13 protein-coding genes and 1 tRNA gene are annotated in these 15,768 nt (G+C 55.8%); 8 read left to right on the top strand and 6 right to left on the bottom strand.

The window, feature by feature from the left end:
* The first annotated feature begins 4 nt into the window (after positions 1-4).
* The 8 genes from pepN to BQ8290_RS08520 all read left to right on the top strand — a co-directional run bounded on the left by pepN (position 5) and on the right by BQ8290_RS08520 (position 9,821).
* Positions 5-2,662 carry an aminopeptidase N gene (pepN, locus tag BQ8290_RS08555; protein WP_108789306.1) on the top strand — a complete coding sequence of 886 codons (2,658 nt, stop codon included), beginning with the start codon at positions 5-7 and terminating at the stop codon, positions 2,660-2,662.
* A complete protein-coding gene (gene pgeF, locus BQ8290_RS08550) occupies positions 2,655-3,467 on the top strand; it encodes a peptidoglycan editing factor PgeF (RefSeq protein ID WP_108789304.1) in 813 nt (270 codons plus the stop codon). The genes pepN and pgeF overlap by 8 nt, the downstream gene beginning before the upstream one ends.
* 259 nt (positions 3,468-3,726) lie before the next feature.
* A complete protein-coding gene (gene petA, locus BQ8290_RS08545) occupies positions 3,727-4,287 on the top strand; it encodes a ubiquinol-cytochrome c reductase iron-sulfur subunit (protein WP_108789302.1) in 561 nt (186 codons plus the stop codon).
* 68 nt (positions 4,288-4,355) lie between these two features.
* Positions 4,356-5,654 carry a cytochrome b N-terminal domain-containing protein gene (locus BQ8290_RS08540; protein WP_108789300.1) on the top strand — a complete coding sequence of 433 codons (1,299 nt, stop codon included), beginning with the start codon at positions 4,356-4,358 and terminating at the stop codon, positions 5,652-5,654.
* Positions 5,655-5,702: 48 nt separating this feature from the next.
* On the top strand, positions 5,703-6,557 hold the full coding sequence (locus tag BQ8290_RS08535) for a cytochrome c1 (RefSeq protein WP_108789298.1): 855 nt from the start codon (positions 5,703-5,705) through the stop codon (positions 6,555-6,557).
* A 123-nt stretch (positions 6,558-6,680) separates the two neighbouring features.
* Complete coding sequence (locus BQ8290_RS08530; protein ID WP_108789296.1) at positions 6,681-7,217, top strand: adenine phosphoribosyltransferase; 537 nt, start codon at positions 6,681-6,683, stop codon at positions 7,215-7,217.
* Between the two features lie 85 nt (positions 7,218-7,302).
* Positions 7,303-9,162 (top strand): cation:proton antiporter domain-containing protein, encoded by a 1,860-nt coding sequence (locus BQ8290_RS08525; protein WP_108789294.1) that lies wholly within the window; start codon positions 7,303-7,305, stop codon positions 9,160-9,162.
* Between the two features lie 26 nt (positions 9,163-9,188).
* Entirely contained in the window at positions 9,189-9,821 is a 633-nt protein-coding gene (locus BQ8290_RS08520; RefSeq protein ID WP_337661241.1) for an OmpA family protein, read from the top strand.
* Here BQ8290_RS08520 and BQ8290_RS08515 read toward each other — a convergent pair.
* The 6 genes from BQ8290_RS08515 to panC form a co-directional block, all read right to left on the bottom strand.
* Entirely contained in the window at positions 9,795-10,577 is a 783-nt protein-coding gene (locus tag BQ8290_RS08515) for a 3'(2'),5'-bisphosphate nucleotidase CysQ (RefSeq protein WP_337661240.1), read from the bottom strand. The two genes, BQ8290_RS08520 and BQ8290_RS08515, sit on opposite strands and share 27 nt — an antisense overlap.
* An 11-nt stretch (positions 10,578-10,588) precedes the next feature.
* Entirely contained in the window at positions 10,589-12,517 is a 1,929-nt protein-coding gene (cysN, locus tag BQ8290_RS08510; RefSeq protein WP_108789290.1) for a sulfate adenylyltransferase subunit CysN, read from the bottom strand.
* Positions 12,517-13,458: a sulfate adenylyltransferase subunit CysD gene (gene cysD, locus BQ8290_RS08505; RefSeq protein WP_337661239.1), complete on the bottom strand. Its 942-nt coding sequence runs from the start codon at positions 13,456-13,458 to the stop codon at positions 12,517-12,519. The genes cysN and cysD overlap by 1 nt, the downstream gene beginning before the upstream one ends.
* Before the next feature lie 73 nt (positions 13,459-13,531).
* Positions 13,532-13,605 (bottom strand) — tRNA-Gly (locus BQ8290_RS08500).
* A gap of 49 nt (positions 13,606-13,654) precedes the next feature.
* Complete coding sequence (locus BQ8290_RS08495; RefSeq protein WP_108789286.1) at positions 13,655-14,767, bottom strand: DUF475 domain-containing protein; 1,113 nt, start codon at positions 14,765-14,767, stop codon at positions 13,655-13,657.
* A gap of 21 nt (positions 14,768-14,788) precedes the next feature.
* Positions 14,789-15,679 (bottom strand): pantoate--beta-alanine ligase, encoded by an 891-nt coding sequence (panC, locus tag BQ8290_RS08490; protein ID WP_108792169.1) that lies wholly within the window; start codon positions 15,677-15,679, stop codon positions 14,789-14,791.
* Positions 15,680-15,768: the final 89 nt, after the last annotated feature.

Genomic DNA, 15,768 nt, shown 5'->3' with positions numbered 1-15,768 from the left:
CGCTATGGATATTGCGACGACCCCAACAAACCCCGAAGGCAACTCCGACGGCGTCACCACACCCCAAGAGCCGCAGCTGATCTTGCGCTCTGATTACAAACCATTCGCGTGGCTGATCCCGCAAACCAATTTGCATTTCGAATTGGGGATTGAAAAGACAAAGGTCACGTCGCGCCTAACGATACAGCCGAACCCGGCCGCTGAGCCATCGACTGAGCTTAGGTTGAACGGAGACGGGCTCAAAGCGTCGTCGGTCATCGTCGATGGCGAAGCGGCGCAATACGCGTTGGATGGCGATGATCTGGTCGTGACGATCGCCGGTCCGGGCGAATCTCACTCGGTTCAAATCGAAACCACGATCAACCCCAACACCAACACTGCTTTGATGGGCTTGTACGCCTCCAACGGAATGTTGTGCACGCAATGCGAATCCGAAGGGTTCCGCCGCATAACCTTTTTCCCAGATCGGCCTGACGTTCTGTCGACCTACAGCGTCAAGATGGCCGGCGATAAGACATTGTTCCCGATCCTTTTGTGCAATGGCAACCAAGAAAACGCAGGCGACCTCGAAGACGGACGCCATTTTGCCGAATGGCATGATCCGTGGCCCAAACCGTCCTATCTTTTCGCGCTGGTTGCGGGTGACTTGGTGGCCAATTCGGGGCCGTTCACCACCGTTTCCGGCCGCAAAGTTGAATGCAATATTTGGGTCCGTGCAGAGGACTTGGACCGCACCGATCACGCTTTGGAATCGCTTCACCTCTCCATGAAATGGGACGAAGAGACGTTCGGGCGCGAATACGATCTTGATCTCTACAACATCGTCGCGGTGAGCGATTTCAACATGGGCGCGATGGAGAACAAGGGCCTCAACGTGTTCAACACGAAATACGTCTTGGCCGATAGCGACACCGCAACGGATGGCGATTTTGACGCGGTCGAAGGCGTCATTGCGCACGAATATTTCCACAATTGGTCGGGCAACCGGATCACTTGTCGCGATTGGTTCCAACTAAGCTTGAAAGAAGGCTTCACTGTTCTGCGGGATCAATTGTTTTCGCAGGATATGCGCGGCGAGGCGGTGAAACGGATCGAAGATGTGCGCATCTTAAGGGCGGCACAGTTCCCTGAAGATGCCGGACCTTTGGCCCACCCCATTCGGCCGGACAGCTATCGTGAGATCAGCAATTTCTACACCGCCACCGTCTACAACAAAGGTGCCGAGGTGATCCGCATGATGCGCAGCATCGCGGGTGAAGCGGATTTCCGCAAAGGCACCGATCTGTATTTTGATCGCCATGATGGCGAAGCGGCGACATGCGAAGATTTCATCACCGCAATGGAAGATGGCGCAGGGCTGGACCTCGCGCAGTTCCGTCTGTGGTACCGTCAGGCGGGAACGCCGCGCGTTGTGGTAACGCAGGATGTCCATGGCGACAAATTGACGCTGCGTCTGGCGCAAACCGTCCCTGCGACGCCGGGGCAACCCGATAAAAAGCCGATGCCGATCCCCTTGCGTGTCGCCGTCCATTCACGCGCCACTGGCGCTTTGGGTGCAGAACAATTGATTGTTCTTAATGAAGCGCACCAGAGTTTTGATTTGCCTCTTGCAGGTGATGATCCGGTCGTATCCATCAATCGCGGATACACAGCGCCCATTGTGGTTGAACGCGATCTGTCCAATGGGGATCTCGGCTTCCTTGCTGCGCATGATGACGATCCTTTTGCCCGATACGAAGCGGTGCAGGAACTCGCTGTGAACCACTTGATCGCGGTCGCCAAAGGTTCGGGCAATGGCGATGGTGAGGCGGCTCTGATCGACGCATTCCGCGCGATTCTTACCGATACAGCGTTGGACGATGCGATGCGCGGCGAATTGATGATGCTGCCCAGCGAAACCTATTTGTTCGAAGCGATGGCCAGCGGCGCATCCAAAGCCGATCCCGGAGCCATTCACGAAGCACGCGAAGCATTGAAAGCAGCTATTGGGTGCGCCTTGGCCGAGGAGCTGGCGAGCGCCGGTTCAAAGGCGGCGGCGACCCCGCATGACCACCCCAATGGAAGAGGAGCCCGCAAGGTGTCGAGCGCTGTGCTTGGTTTTGTCGCGGCCGCCGATCCCCACCAAGCGACCCGTTTGGCCACGCGTCAATTTGGCGGTTCAGACAACATGACGGATCGGCAAAGCGCCTTGATGACTCTGTGCGGTATTGATCTGCCCGATCGCCCAGAACGCCAGGCGACATTGGACGCATTCTATAAGAAGTTCCAAGGCAATGACCTTGTCATCGACAAATGGTTCACGCTTCAGGCGCTGTCTTTGCACCCGAATGTGATTGCCCAGGTGAAGGAATTGGCGAACCATCCCGATTTCACGTTGAACAATCCCAATCGCGTCCGTTCGCTTTACATGGCATTTGCCGGAAATCCGCAAGGGTTCCACGACGCCAGTGGCGCCGGGTATCGGATGATCGCCGATGTGATTCTTGCGCTTGATCCAATTAACCCTCAAACTGCGGCACGCTTCGTCTCGCCATTGGGTCGATGGCGGCGCATCGAACCGGGGAGGGCGGCTTTGATGAAGGCAGAATTGGAACGGATCGCGAAAGCGGACAATCTGTCGCGCGATACATTTGAACAAGTGAGCCGCAGTCTGGATGGCTGAAACTGGCGCGCCTTCCGAAAGCGAGCCCAGCAATAGCGGCCAAGCGCACCGTTTTGATATAGAGCGTTCAGACGCCCTAGACGGTGTTCCGCATGGTTTTTTTGGATCGAGCACCGGTCATCAATTTGGCTATGGCGGACCGGGTGATACCGATGAAACGCGATTGATCCGCGCCGTAGCGGCCAGCGCTATTCTATCGGGCGCACCGATGGCCGCGCCGCTTCAAGTCCATTCACCCGAAGTGGTCACCGTGGGAAGGCTTTGGCCGGACGCGCCCGAAGGCCGCCCGGTTGCCGATGGCGTGGTCACTGCACGCACCGATGTGGTGTTGGGTATTGTGACAGCCGATTGCTGTCCCATCCTATTCGCCGACAAAAAGGCCGGCATTGTTGGTGCTGCCCATGCCGGTTGGCGCGGCGCGTGCGGGAATGAGCGCGGCAACGTATTGGAGAACACCGTGGCTGCGATGGAGGCGTTGGGTGCAAACCGCGCCGCTATCACTGCGGTTCTTGGTCCGACAATTGCGCAAGCGAGTTACGAAGTCGACGCCGCGTTTCGGGAACATTTCAAACCAGAAGACGACGCCCACTTCGCCGAAGCACCCGAACGGGAAGGGGTCGCACGATGGCATTTCAATTTGCCCGCTTATGTCGTTGCACAACTGCGCCGTTGCGGCCTTGTGGATATTGCGGACATCGCTCGTGATACTTTTGCCAATCCGATACAGTATCATTCATACCGACGAGCATCGATGGGGGGAGAACCGAATTACGGCCGTCAAATCAGTGCGATAGCGGTTCCCTAGGGTGCCGGAAATGCACGATGAAAGGGCGTGATACTCAACAGCTTGCACACAACCGAACATCGAATGCTCAAAACACGGTTGGATTTGCGGCAGTTTGACGTATATGGCGCGGAAATTCGAGATCGGATGTGAAAAAGATGCATTCGGGTTCGATTGGATTATAAGAAAGAGCCTTTGGCGCCGCTTGTGGCATCAAAGTTTTCACCAGCATCCGCTTTGGGGCGTTCTCATCGTGGTTAGAATAGCAGGGTAATACATCATGGCTTCCACTGTAGATGGCACTGCAGACGGCACCCAAGACGGCGTGCGTCGCCGCGATTGGATTCATATCGCAGCGTTGAGCACCGCCGGTGTTGGCGGCGCATCTGTTCTTCTTCCACTCGTGAGCCAAATGGCCCCCACGGCTGATACACTTGCGGCAAGCACGACCGATGTCGATGTTTCCGCGATTGAGCCGGGTCAGTCGATCAAAGCGACATTCCGCGATCAGCCTTTGTTCGTGAAACGGATGACGGCCGAAGAAATCGCCGAAGCCGTTGCCGACGATGGAGCCGATATGCGCGACCCTGAAACGCTCGCAGAGCGTTTGGGCGAAGGCAATGCCGACATTCTCGTTAACCTCGGCGTTTGCACCCACCTTGGTTGTGTGCCGCTGGGCGCGGGCGAAGGCGAAGATAAGGGCGAATATGATGGGTATTTCTGCCCATGTCACGGTTCGCACTATGATGTTGCCGGGCGGATCCGCAAAGGTCCGGCTCCGACCAACCTTGCTGTACCAGAATTTGAGTTTGCTACCGAAAGCGTCATCCGAGTCGGGTGACATTTCGAAGTTCGAACACGTTGTAAGATAGTCGCGTCATTTCGCGCTGAGAGATCCGAGAGAACATCATGAGTTTCGCCTGGGCAAAGCAATACGAACCGAAAACCGCTTTCACAAAGTGGATGGATGAAAAACTGCCGCTGCCGCGCTTGGTTTATAGCGCGGTTGGTGCTGGCTATCCGGTTCCGCGCAATTTGAACTATATGTGGAATTTCGGCGTCCTTGCCGGTTTCTTCTTGGTTTTGCAGATTGTGACCGGCGTGGTTTTGGCCATGCACTATGCGTCCAACACCGAAGTCGCATTCGCTCAGACTGAGCACATCATGCGCAACGTCAATTACGGTTGGTTGATGCGTTACGCCCACGCCAACGGCGCGAGCTTCTTCTTCATCGTGATTTACCTCCATATTTTCCGCGGGTTCTATTACTCTTCTTATAAAGCACCGCGCGAGATGATCTGGCTTTTGGGCGTGGTCATCTTCCTCTTGATGATGGCGACCGCGTTTATGGGTTACGTTCTCCCATGGGGGCAAATGAGCTTCTGGGGCGCTAAAGTGATCACCGGTCTGTTCGGCGCGATCCCATTGGTGGGTGAGTCGCTGCAAACATGGCTTGTCGGCGGTTTTGCGCCGGGCAATTCGGCCCTCAACCGCTTCTTCTCGCTCCACTTCCTGCTGCCATTCGTGATCGCAGGCGTTGTCATTCTGCACATTTGGGCGCTGCACATTCCGGGTTCGTCGAACCCGACCGGCGTCGAAGTGAAGAAGGAAAGCGACACGGTTCCGTTCCACCCGTATTACACGGCAAAGGACGGGTTCGGATTGGGGGTCATCTTGGTCCTCTTCGCATTCATGGTTTTCTTCTTGCCAAACACGCTTGGCCACCCGGACAACTACATCGAAGCGAACCCGCTTTCGACACCGGCCCTGATCGTTCCTGAATGGTATTTCTATCCGTTCTACGCGATCCTGCGCGCCTTTACCGGCGACCTTGCATTGTTCGGTGTGACCATCATTCCTGCAAAGCTGCTTGGCGTGATCGCCATGTTCGCTTCGATCTTGGTTTGGTTCTTCTTGCCATGGCTCGACAAAAGCCCGGTGCGCTCGGGCCAATACCGTCCGCTGTTCAAGAAATTTTTCTGGTTCGGTTTGATCCCGTGCATGCTCGCCCTGTTCTATCTGGGCGGCGCAAAACCAGAAGAACCCTATATTATCTTCAGCCAGATCGCGACCGCGTATTATTTCCTTCACTTCCTGGTGATCCTGCCGATCGTCAGTCAGATTGAAATTCCTACGCCATTGCCATTCTCCATCACTGAATCGGTGTTGGGCAAGGATGACGACGGTGCGGCGCAGCCGGCTGAATAAGAACAAACGACGTTGTTTAACTGACCCGAAACGAGAAAGAGTTAGGTCATGACCATTCGACTTGGAGGCATCATCGTAGGCCTCGGCCTCACCGCAGTATTGCTGTTGTGGTCGCTCCTGCCGGGAACTGTTGCCCTGTACACAGACGGCTTTCCTGAAAAGCCTGATTATTACGCGTTTCAGGAAGAGAATATCTCTCCCGAAGGCGGCTTCTCTTTCGAAGGCGCGACCGGGACTTGGGATATCGCTCAACTTCAGCGCGGTTATCAGGTTTACAAAGAAGTCTGTGCGTCCTGCCACAGCTTGAAGTTTGTTGCGTTCCGTAACCTTCAAGAATTGACCTATTCGGATGCCGAAGTCCGGGCCGAAGCTGCAAGTTGGCAGGTGCCGGGTATTGATCAGAAAGACGGATCGGCGATCACGCGTCCCGGTTTGCCAACAGACCAATTCCCATCGCCATACGCCAACGAAGTCGAAGCGCGTGCATTCAACAACAACGCGATCCCCCCCGATCTTTCGTTGATGGCGAAAGCCCGTCCCGACGGCACGAACTACATCTATTCGTTGATGCAAGGTTATGGTGAGCCAGATCCAGCAGATCAGGCGCTATCACCCGAATTTGAAACCCCACAGGGTCTCTACTTCAACGAGCATTTCTACAACATCAACATTGCGATGCCGCCGCAGCTTACGCCGGGCATTGTGACCTATTCCGACGGCACCGAAGCGACCACGGAACAGATGTCTGCTGATATTGCGGCCTTCCTGACTTGGACGGCGGAACCTTCATTGGTTCAACGCAAACAGACCGGTTGGTTTGTGCTGGGCTTCCTGTTGTTTGCGACCTTCCTCGCCTTCATGTCCTACAAACAAATTTGGGCTGGCATGAAGCCGAAGAAATAAGCATAGCCTTCGGGCTTGGAATTTTTGAAACGCCCCATCATCCAAACGCGATGATGGGGCGTTTCTTTTTGTGATGCGGCGTGCGAGTAAGTGTGTGAGGAGATTGGCGTGAGTGCGACAGCGATGACATCCGATGCGCTCAAATCGTTAGTCCGGACCGTGCCCGACTTCCCAGAACCCGGCATTCAATTCCGCGACATCACGACATTGATCGGTGATGGAGAGGGGTTGGCTGCCAGCGTTCATCAACTCGCCGAGATCGCCCGCAACGCAGGTGCGACCAAGATCGCCGGAATGGAGGCGCGCGGTTTTATCTTTGGCGCTGCGGCGGCGGTTCAATTGGGTATCGGATTCGTGCCTGTGCGAAAGCCCGGAAAGCTGCCGGTGAAGACCATCGGGATCGATTACGCCTTAGAATACGGGACGGATCGTTTGGAGATGGACCCGGAAGGTGTGAGCGCGGATGATAATGTCGTCATCGTCGATGATTTGATCGCCACAGGCGGGACCGCGCTTGCCACGGTAGAATTGTTGCGCATGGCCGGGGCACGTGTGAAAAGCGCACTGTTCGTCGTTGACCTCCCAGATTTGGGCGGCGCCGAAAAGTTGCGAGCTGCCGATGTGGATGTTCGCGCTCTTATGCAGTTTGATGGCGATTGAAGACGCTTCGTTCATATAGTTCGGTCGCTGGCTGTGTGACGGCCTTGGTGTCGCCCACAATTCGGCGAGGCGCGTAACCATGTCCATGGAATCGCAGGCGGTCGTAATCGCCATTGTCGGCACCCTTGGTGTGGGCGCCCAATGGATAGCGTGGCGCACCGGTTGGCCGGCCATTGTATTGATGCTGGCCGCAGGATTTATCGCCGGCCCGATTACGGGCTTAATCGATCCAGAGGCGGCCTTTGGCGACATGCTTGATCCGATGATCAGCGTCGGGGTCGCTCTAATTCTATTCGAAGGGGGTTTGAGCCTCGACCTAAGAGAGCTGCGCCATTCGGGTAAAGCGGTGATCCGATTGGCGACTGTTGGCGTCTTGATCGGATGGGCTCTTGGGTCATTGGCCGGATTTTACATCGCAGGGCTTGTTTGGCCGGTGGCGGTTTTGTTCGGGGGGATATTGATCGTCACCGGACCCACGGTGGTGATCCCACTTCTGCGCCAAGCGAACATTCAAACTCGGCCCAATTCGATCCTGAAGTGGGAAGGGATCGTCAACGACCCAACCGGGGCATTGTGCGCGGTCATTGCCTATGAATATTTCCGTCGGGTCAATGAATTCCCCGACGCCACGCTCGTCGATGTGGTCCCACCTTTGATCATTTCTGCCGTGCTCGCTGGTTTGGTCGGTTACGGGGCGGCACGGCTCATCGCCTTTCTTTTCCCGCGCGGTGCGATCCCCGAATATCTGAAAGTTCCCGTCCTCTTCACGGTGGTGATCGCGGTTTTTGTGCTTACCAATCAGATCGAGCATGAGGCCGGATTGGTCGCGGTGACGGTGATGGGGATCACATTGGCCAACCGCGATGTGGCCAGCATCCGATCGATCCATCCGTTCAAAGAGAATGTTGCGATCCTATTGGTCTCGGGCATTTTCATTCTGCTCTCATCCTCCCTCAAATGGGAGGAATTGACCTATCTCCAAACCAGTTACCGTCCTTTGTTGTTCTTGCTCGCGCTGCTTTTCTTCGTTCGTCCAGCGACCGTTCTGTTGAGTTTGATCGGCACCGATGTCCCATGGAATGAGCGATTGTTCGTGGCATGGATCGCACCGCGCGGGATCGTCCTCGTAGCAATCTCGGGTCTGTTTGCTTTGCGGCTTGGTGATCTTGGGATCGAAGGAGGTCAGCTGCTTATCGGTCTCAGCTTTGCCGTGGTGGTCATCACCGTGATCGCCCATGGGTTCACGATCAACATCGTGGCGAAATGGCTTGGCGTGAAAGGCACGTCGCGTCCAGGTCTGCTTATCGTGGGCTCCACCCCTTGGACCATTGCACTGGCCAAACAGATGGAGACGGTCAAAACGCCCGTCATGATTGTCGATTCCAGCTGGCAGAGCCTAAGCGCAGCGCGTCGCGAAGGCCTGCCGTTCTATCACGGAGAGATATTGAACGAAGCGACGGAACACAATTTGGACCTGTCACCGTTTCAGGTGCTTGTCGCGGCGACCGAGAATGAGGCTTACAACGCGCTTGTCTGCAACGAATTTGCGCACGAGATCGGCCGAGATTCGGTCTATCAATTGGGCGAGGACAGCGAAGGCGATGATCGCCACGCTTTGCCAGAGAGCATTCGTGGGCGCGCTCTATTCGAGGACGGTTTTGGCGTCACCGATGTGAACGAACGCCAACGTCAAGGTTGGGTTTTCAAGAAAACGAAATTGTCCGATGCGTTTGTTTTTGACGATGCGGTTGAGATTCTACCCGATAGCGCGGCGATGCTTTTGCTCGTGCGCGAAACGGGAACGCTGCGCTTTTTCACCCACGCAGCAAAGCCCGAACCGCGCCCCGGAGACACAATCATCACATTCGCGCCCACACGGCTTAAAACTGCTGAGGAATCCCAGAGAAAGCCAACGCTCGGTGCGCCAAAAGCAGAATTGTCGTGACCATGACGGATCGGAGAGAGGACCCAATGGCGAAATCACATTTCATTATGGCGCTGGTTGCGATGGCGGCCTTGACCGGGTGTGGCACAAATTCTCAAGCGGATGTTGATCAGGATCGGACCGGAGAAGAGCCAACAACAACGGTCATCGGGTCAGAAGCATCGACCCAATCACCTGAGGCGGAACCGACCAAAGGTGTCTCGATCCTGCGCGCTGATATTGAACAACCCGAAACGCCGCCGGCTCCTCTTGAGCCGTTGAATGCGATAATTGGTTTTCCGGATGGCGGCGCTGGCATTGATGAAGCGGCATCGATGGCGATCATGCAGGTGACTTCATCGGAACAATTGATGTTGCAGGGCCCCATTGTGTTGCGCGGTCACAGCGACGCCGGCGGATCAGACGCGGCGAACGAACGCGCATCAATGACTCGTGCAGAAAGCGTGCGGGATTTCATGATCGATTTGGGCGTCGATGAAGACCGGTTCACAATTATTGCGTTTGGAGAACAAAATCCGATTGAACCCAATGCCTTACCCGATGGCACTCCGAACGAAGAAGGCAGGGCCCGCAATCGCCGGGTCGAAATCCTAATCATCCCGCCCGAAGGCGAACGGATCGAAGGTTACGAATCAGGCGCCTCGCTTGACCAAGGCTAAAACCTCATCCGCATATTCTGGGCGGCAGATGAGCAAGTCGGGAAGGTAGGGGTCCGCGCGGTTGTATTGGATCGGCGATCCGTCAATTCGCGAACAGTGCAGGCCATGGGCCATTGCAACGGCCACCGGGGCGCAACTGTCCCACTCGTATTGACCGCCCGAGTGTAGGTAGATTTCAGCTTGCCCCTGAACCACGGCCATCGCCTTGGCACCGGCGCTTCCCATGGGCACCAGTTCGCCGTTCAAAGCATCGCAAACGGCGACGGCTTCTTTGGCGGGGCGTGATCGACTGACAAGGAACCGTGGCGTCTCTGCGGCCTGTGCCAGCGGACCAGCATCATCGGTGTGCAAGACCAGACCGGGATTGCCCGCTGCATCGCTCTGACCGGGTAAAGCGACCGCGCCAACGCTGGCAACGCCATCGATCGATAGGCCAACATGGACGGCCCAATCGCTGCGCTTTTCGCCGTATTCGCGAGTGCCATCGACGGGATCGACAATCCAAACGCGGCTCTTTGAAAGGCGCGCTGCATCGTCCTTTTCTTCCTCGGACAACAACCCGTCATCCGGCCGGGCCGAGCGCAGGGCGTGGCACAAGAATTCGTTCGCCGTCGCATCGCCCGCACCGCCCAACGCTTTGCCTTCAAACACGCCGGCATCGCGAACGTTGATCAAAAGCCGACCGGCAATCTGTGCCAAATGGGCAGCAAGTTGAGCATCGCTCATCGCGTTTACGGGCATTGATTGGACGCTCATAATGGTCGCATTCATTTTAGAGGCATGATCTGACTGATTATGTACTCTGCCGCTTCCACCGGGGTCATATCAACCGTGTTCACGCGGATTTCTGGGGCCTCTGGCGCTTCATAGGGGCTGTCGATCCCGGTGAAGTTTTTCAGCTCGCCATCGCGAGCCTTCTTATAGAGGCCTTTTACATCGCGCGCTTCGGCCACTTCCAATGGTGTGTCGACGAACACTTCGACGAATTCTCCATCGGGAAGCATCTCACGCACCATGTTCCGCTCTGCACGGAAGGGTGAGATAAACGCAGTCAGCACAATCAAACCAGCATCCGCCATCAACTTGGCCACTTCGCCAATACGTCGGATGTTCTCGATCCTGTCCATTTCGGTGAAGCCCAAATCTTTGTTCAAGCCGTGCCGAACATTGTCGCCATCCAAAAGGAACGTGTGGCGATTCATCAAGGCCAGCTGCTTTTCAACTTCGTTTGCGATTGTCGATTTTCCAGACCCGGAAAGCCCGGTGAACCACAAGACGCGCGGTTTCTGGTTCTTCATTCCTGAATGGTCATCGCGCGTGATGGTTGTGGGCTGCCAATGCACATTTTGCGCCCGACGCAGGCTGAATTCGATCATGCCCGCTGCGACGGTTGCATTGGTGAATTTGTCGATCAGGATGAACCCACCCAGTTCGCGCGATTTGGCATAGGGCTCGAATGTTATCGGCTTATCCGTCGAGAATTCGGCGACGCCAATTGCATTCAATTCCAGCGATTTGGCCGCAAGATGATCGAGGCTGTTCACGTCGATCTCGTATTTGGGTTGCTGCACAGTCGCGGTGACCAATTGACTGCCCAGCTTCAGCCAATATCCTCGACCGGGTTTCAACGCGACCTCGTCCATCCAAACGAGGGTTGAACAGAATTGATCGGATGCCTCTGGCGGGTCGCCCGCCGCCGCGATCACATCGCCGCGGCTGCAATCCACTTCATCGGCCAACGTAATGGTCACCGATTGACCGGCGACCGCTTCATCCAAATCACCGTCAAACGTGTTGATCGTTTTGACTGTGCTGGTCTTGCCAGCCGGGACAATTCGAACCGGGTCGCCCGGCTTGATCGTGCCGCCGGTTATCTGACCAGCGAACCCTCTGAAATCGAGGTTGGGGCGGTTCACCCATTGCACAGGCATACGGAATGTCCGTTCCTGCGCCGCGGTGTTTGCGACATCGACATTTTCCAAATGTTCGATCAATGCTGGCCCATCATACCAAGGGGTGTTGGCCGATGGCGCGCCATCTGAATTGCGGGTGATGTTGTCACCCTTAAACCCAGAGATCGGGATCGCGGTAAAACCTTCTATGCCGACCTCTTTGGCGAATCCGTCATATTCGGCAACGATTGCGTCAAAGGTCGCTTGATCATAATCGACCAAATCCATTTTGTTCACCGCCAGAACCAAATGTTTGATCCCCAACAGGTGCACGAGATAGCTGTGCCGCCGTGTCTGTTGCAAAATGCCTTTGCGGGCATCGACGAGGATCACAGCGAGATCAGCGGTCGATGCGCCGGTTACCATGTTGCGCGTGTATTGTTCGTGGCCCGGTGTGTCGGCCACGATGAATTTGCGTTTTTCGGTGGTGAAGAAGCGATAGGCGACATCAATGGTGATGCCTTGTTCGCGTTCCGCCGCCAAACCATCGACGAGCAAGGCGAAATCAATCTGATCCCCTTGCGTGCCGTGCTTTGCGCTGTCGCTTTCCAAGACGGCCAATTGATCTTCAAAGATCATTTTGGAATCGTACAACAAGCGCCCGATCAGGGTCGATTTTCCGTCATCCACACTGCCACAGGTGATGAACCTCAACAGGCTTTTGTGTTGATGCTGATCCAAGTAGGCGTCGATATCCTCTGCGATCAAAGCATCAGTTTGGAATGAGCTGTCTGGAGCGGTCATCAGAAATACCCCTCTTGCTTTTTGTCTTCCATGGAAGCTGATTGCCCCTTGTCGATGGCGCGCCCTTGGCGTTCCGATCCGGTGGCAAGCAACATTTCTTGGATGATGGTGCTCATATCGGTGGCGTCGCTCTCTGTCGCGCCGGTTAGCGGGTAACAACCCAACGTCCGGAAACGGACCGATTTGGTCACTGGCTCTTCGCCGTCTTCGAACCGGAACCGATCATCATCCACGACTAGGGTTAGACCGTCACGTTCAACCGTGGGTCGGGGTTGAGACATGTAAAGCGGCACGATGTCGATATTTTCTAGGGCAATGTATTGCCAGATATCGAGCTCCGTCCAATTGGAGATCGGAAAGACCCGGATGCTTTCATCCTTGTTCTTTTTCGCGTTGTAGAGGTTCCACAATTCGGGGCGCTGATTCTTGGGGTCCCACCGATGAGACGCCGTGCGGAACGAAAACACACGCTCTTTCGCTCGCGCCTTCTCTTCATCGCGTCGCCCGCCGCCAAAGGCTGCGTCAAAACCGTGCTTCGTCAATGCCCGCTTTAACGGGTCGGTCAATTGCGCTTGAGAATACAGAGCACTGCCGGTGTCGAAGGGATTGATGCCCTGTTCCTCGGCGTCTTCGTTTTGCGCAATGATGAGTTCCAACCCATATTCGCGCACCGTCTTGTCGCGATGTTCGATCAGCGCCTGAAAATCCCACCCGCTGGCCACGTGCAGCATCGGGAATGGCGGGGGTGCAGGGTAGAATGCCTTGCGCGCCAGGTGCAGCATGACGGAGCTGTCTTTGCCGACCGAGTACAGCATCACGGGATTTTCCGCTTCTGCCACGACTTCACGAAAAATATGGATGCTCTCGGCTTCGAGCCGTTCGAGATGGGTCAAGTTACGCATGACAGTGCAGCTAGTGCGCGCTTTGCGGAAACAACACAAAGTTTTGTTTGGGGGATGTGTAGTTTGTTCGCATGCGCCGATTGAAAGATCGACATGGCATCAGCAACGCGAATGGAGCGGGTAAGGGGAATCGAACCCCTCTAGCCAGCTTGGAAGGCTGGAGCATTACCACTATGCTATACCCGCCCGCTCGGTGCCGGTGCCATTGCCACTAAGGGCGCGGACCCGTCAAGCACTACTGCGTATGAATGTCTTTGCGCACGTCGCCTGTTGGCATAATTGCCTCGGCTTGACCGTCTTCGGCATACTCATCCGGGAACCGTTTTTTATGGCGGATTGAATGCCAAAGGGCGATTCCGATGATGGTCGCGCCCAACAATCCCGTAATAATTTCCGGAACGTGAAAACGAATCGACAAAAGCATGATGCACGCCAGCGCGATGATCGCGTAAAACGCGCCCGGTTCCAAAAACCGGAATTGCGTCAGCGTGCCGCCTTTTACCAATGCGATCGTCATTGAACGCACAAACATGGCACCGATGCCCAATCCTAAAGCGATAAGCAGAATATCGTTGGTGATAGCAAAAGCCCCGATCACCCCGTCAAAGCTGAATGAAGCGTCGAGAAATTCCAGATAGATGAAGCCGCCCGCACCGGATCGCGCGACCTGACCCGTTGTCTCATCAACGTCGCCATCGAGCAGGTTGCCGATCATCTCGACGACGAAGAATGTGGCTAGGCCTGAAAATCCGGCAATGAGGAACGTGGTCCGGTCGTCCCCGCTGATCAAAAGGCACAATCCGCCAAGCGCAGCGGCCGTAAAAACGTAAGGCGCAAATGGTATTTTTGAGAGCGCCGCCAGCGGCCTTTCAATCGGAGAGATCCACAAATGTTCGCGGTCCTCATCAAAAAAGAAGGTGAGGCCGACCAGCAAGAGGAACACTCCGCCAAAACCGGATATCCCGATATGCGCATTGGTTACGGTGGTTTCGTACAATTCACGATCAGAGATCGCGATGGTCACCGCTTCCCATGGGGAAACCCAAGCGGCAAACGCCACGATAAGAACCGGAAAGACGATCCGCATTCCGAATACCGCGATCAAAATGCCCCAAGTCAGGAAACGGCGTTGCCACACCGGATCCATGTCTTTCAAAACCGATGCGTTGACGACCGCGTTGTCCAGGCTGAGTGATGTTTCCATCACGCCCAAAACCCCGGCCAAAAAGATCATTGATAACGCGCCAGTCCAAAGCCCGCCGCCCGAATAACCCAGCCAGCCCGCACAGATAAGCGCGGCCAGCGTGAACAGCAGGCTAAAGGCGAAATTGTCCCAAAGATATCTCAAGCGATCCGTCCCATTAATTCGTCAGCCAACAGCCATATTGTCGATCAGCCGCGTCGAGCCGTCGACCCCCCCAATCCGCGCAGCGACCAAGAGCCGCGCCGCGCGATCCCCTAACGCAGCAAGAGGCGCAAGCGAAGCGCTATCGGCCAATACGGCGTAGTCAATTTTGGCAAAGCCCGCCGCGAACAATTCGGTGCGCAGATCGGCCAATGTCGCGGTTACATCTTTCCCGTCTTCCATATTGGCGATTGCCGCTTTCATCGCGCGCGGCAAAGCGGCGGCGGAGGCACGGTCATCTTCGGATAAATATCGGTTGCGGCTGGACATGGCGAGCCCGTCGGGCTCACGTACAGTGGAGACGCCTATGATGGATCGGACATGGGGTTCCATCAAATCCAAATCGCGCGCCATCGCCCGGATAACAGCGAGTTGTTGAAAGTCCTTCTCTCCGAAGAACGCATGCGTTGGACGAACCTGATGGAACAACTTGCAAACGACGGTGGCGACGCCGTCAAAATGACCGGGCCGATCGGCTCCGCATAAACCTTCGCTAACCCCGGTAACGGAAATGCTGCTCACAAAGCCATCCGGATACATTTCGGCCGCGCTGGGCGCCCACAATATGTCGCAGCCTTCCGCTGCCAACATCTCCGCGTCTGCTTGCAATTGCCGGGGATAGGCATCCAAATCTTCGCCCGGGCCAAATTGCGTGGGGTTCACAAAGATCGACGCGACCACATGGTCGCATTCTTCGCGCGCACGCCGCACCAATGTTAGGTGTCCATCGTGCAAAGCGCCCATTGTGGGCACCAATCCAATTGTAGGTCCACCGGGCAAATCGGAGCCTCCGGCGCCTGCGTTGAGTGCTGCAATCTGCTTTCTCAACACATCGAGCGTGTCTGCGGTTTGCACGGGCTTTCCCCCTTGGATATCATGGTGCAATGGTTGATGGTCTTGTGATAGCCGCTTGGCTGTTCCGCTGAAAGCCACTGAAGGCCGCC

This window comes from Erythrobacter sp. Alg231-14 (assembly GCF_900149685.1).
GTDB lineage: Bacteria > Pseudomonadota > Alphaproteobacteria > Sphingomonadales > Sphingomonadaceae > Erythrobacter.
The sequence above is the reverse complement of the archived record's forward strand: the minus strand, read 5'-3'. Positions and strand labels throughout refer to the sequence as shown.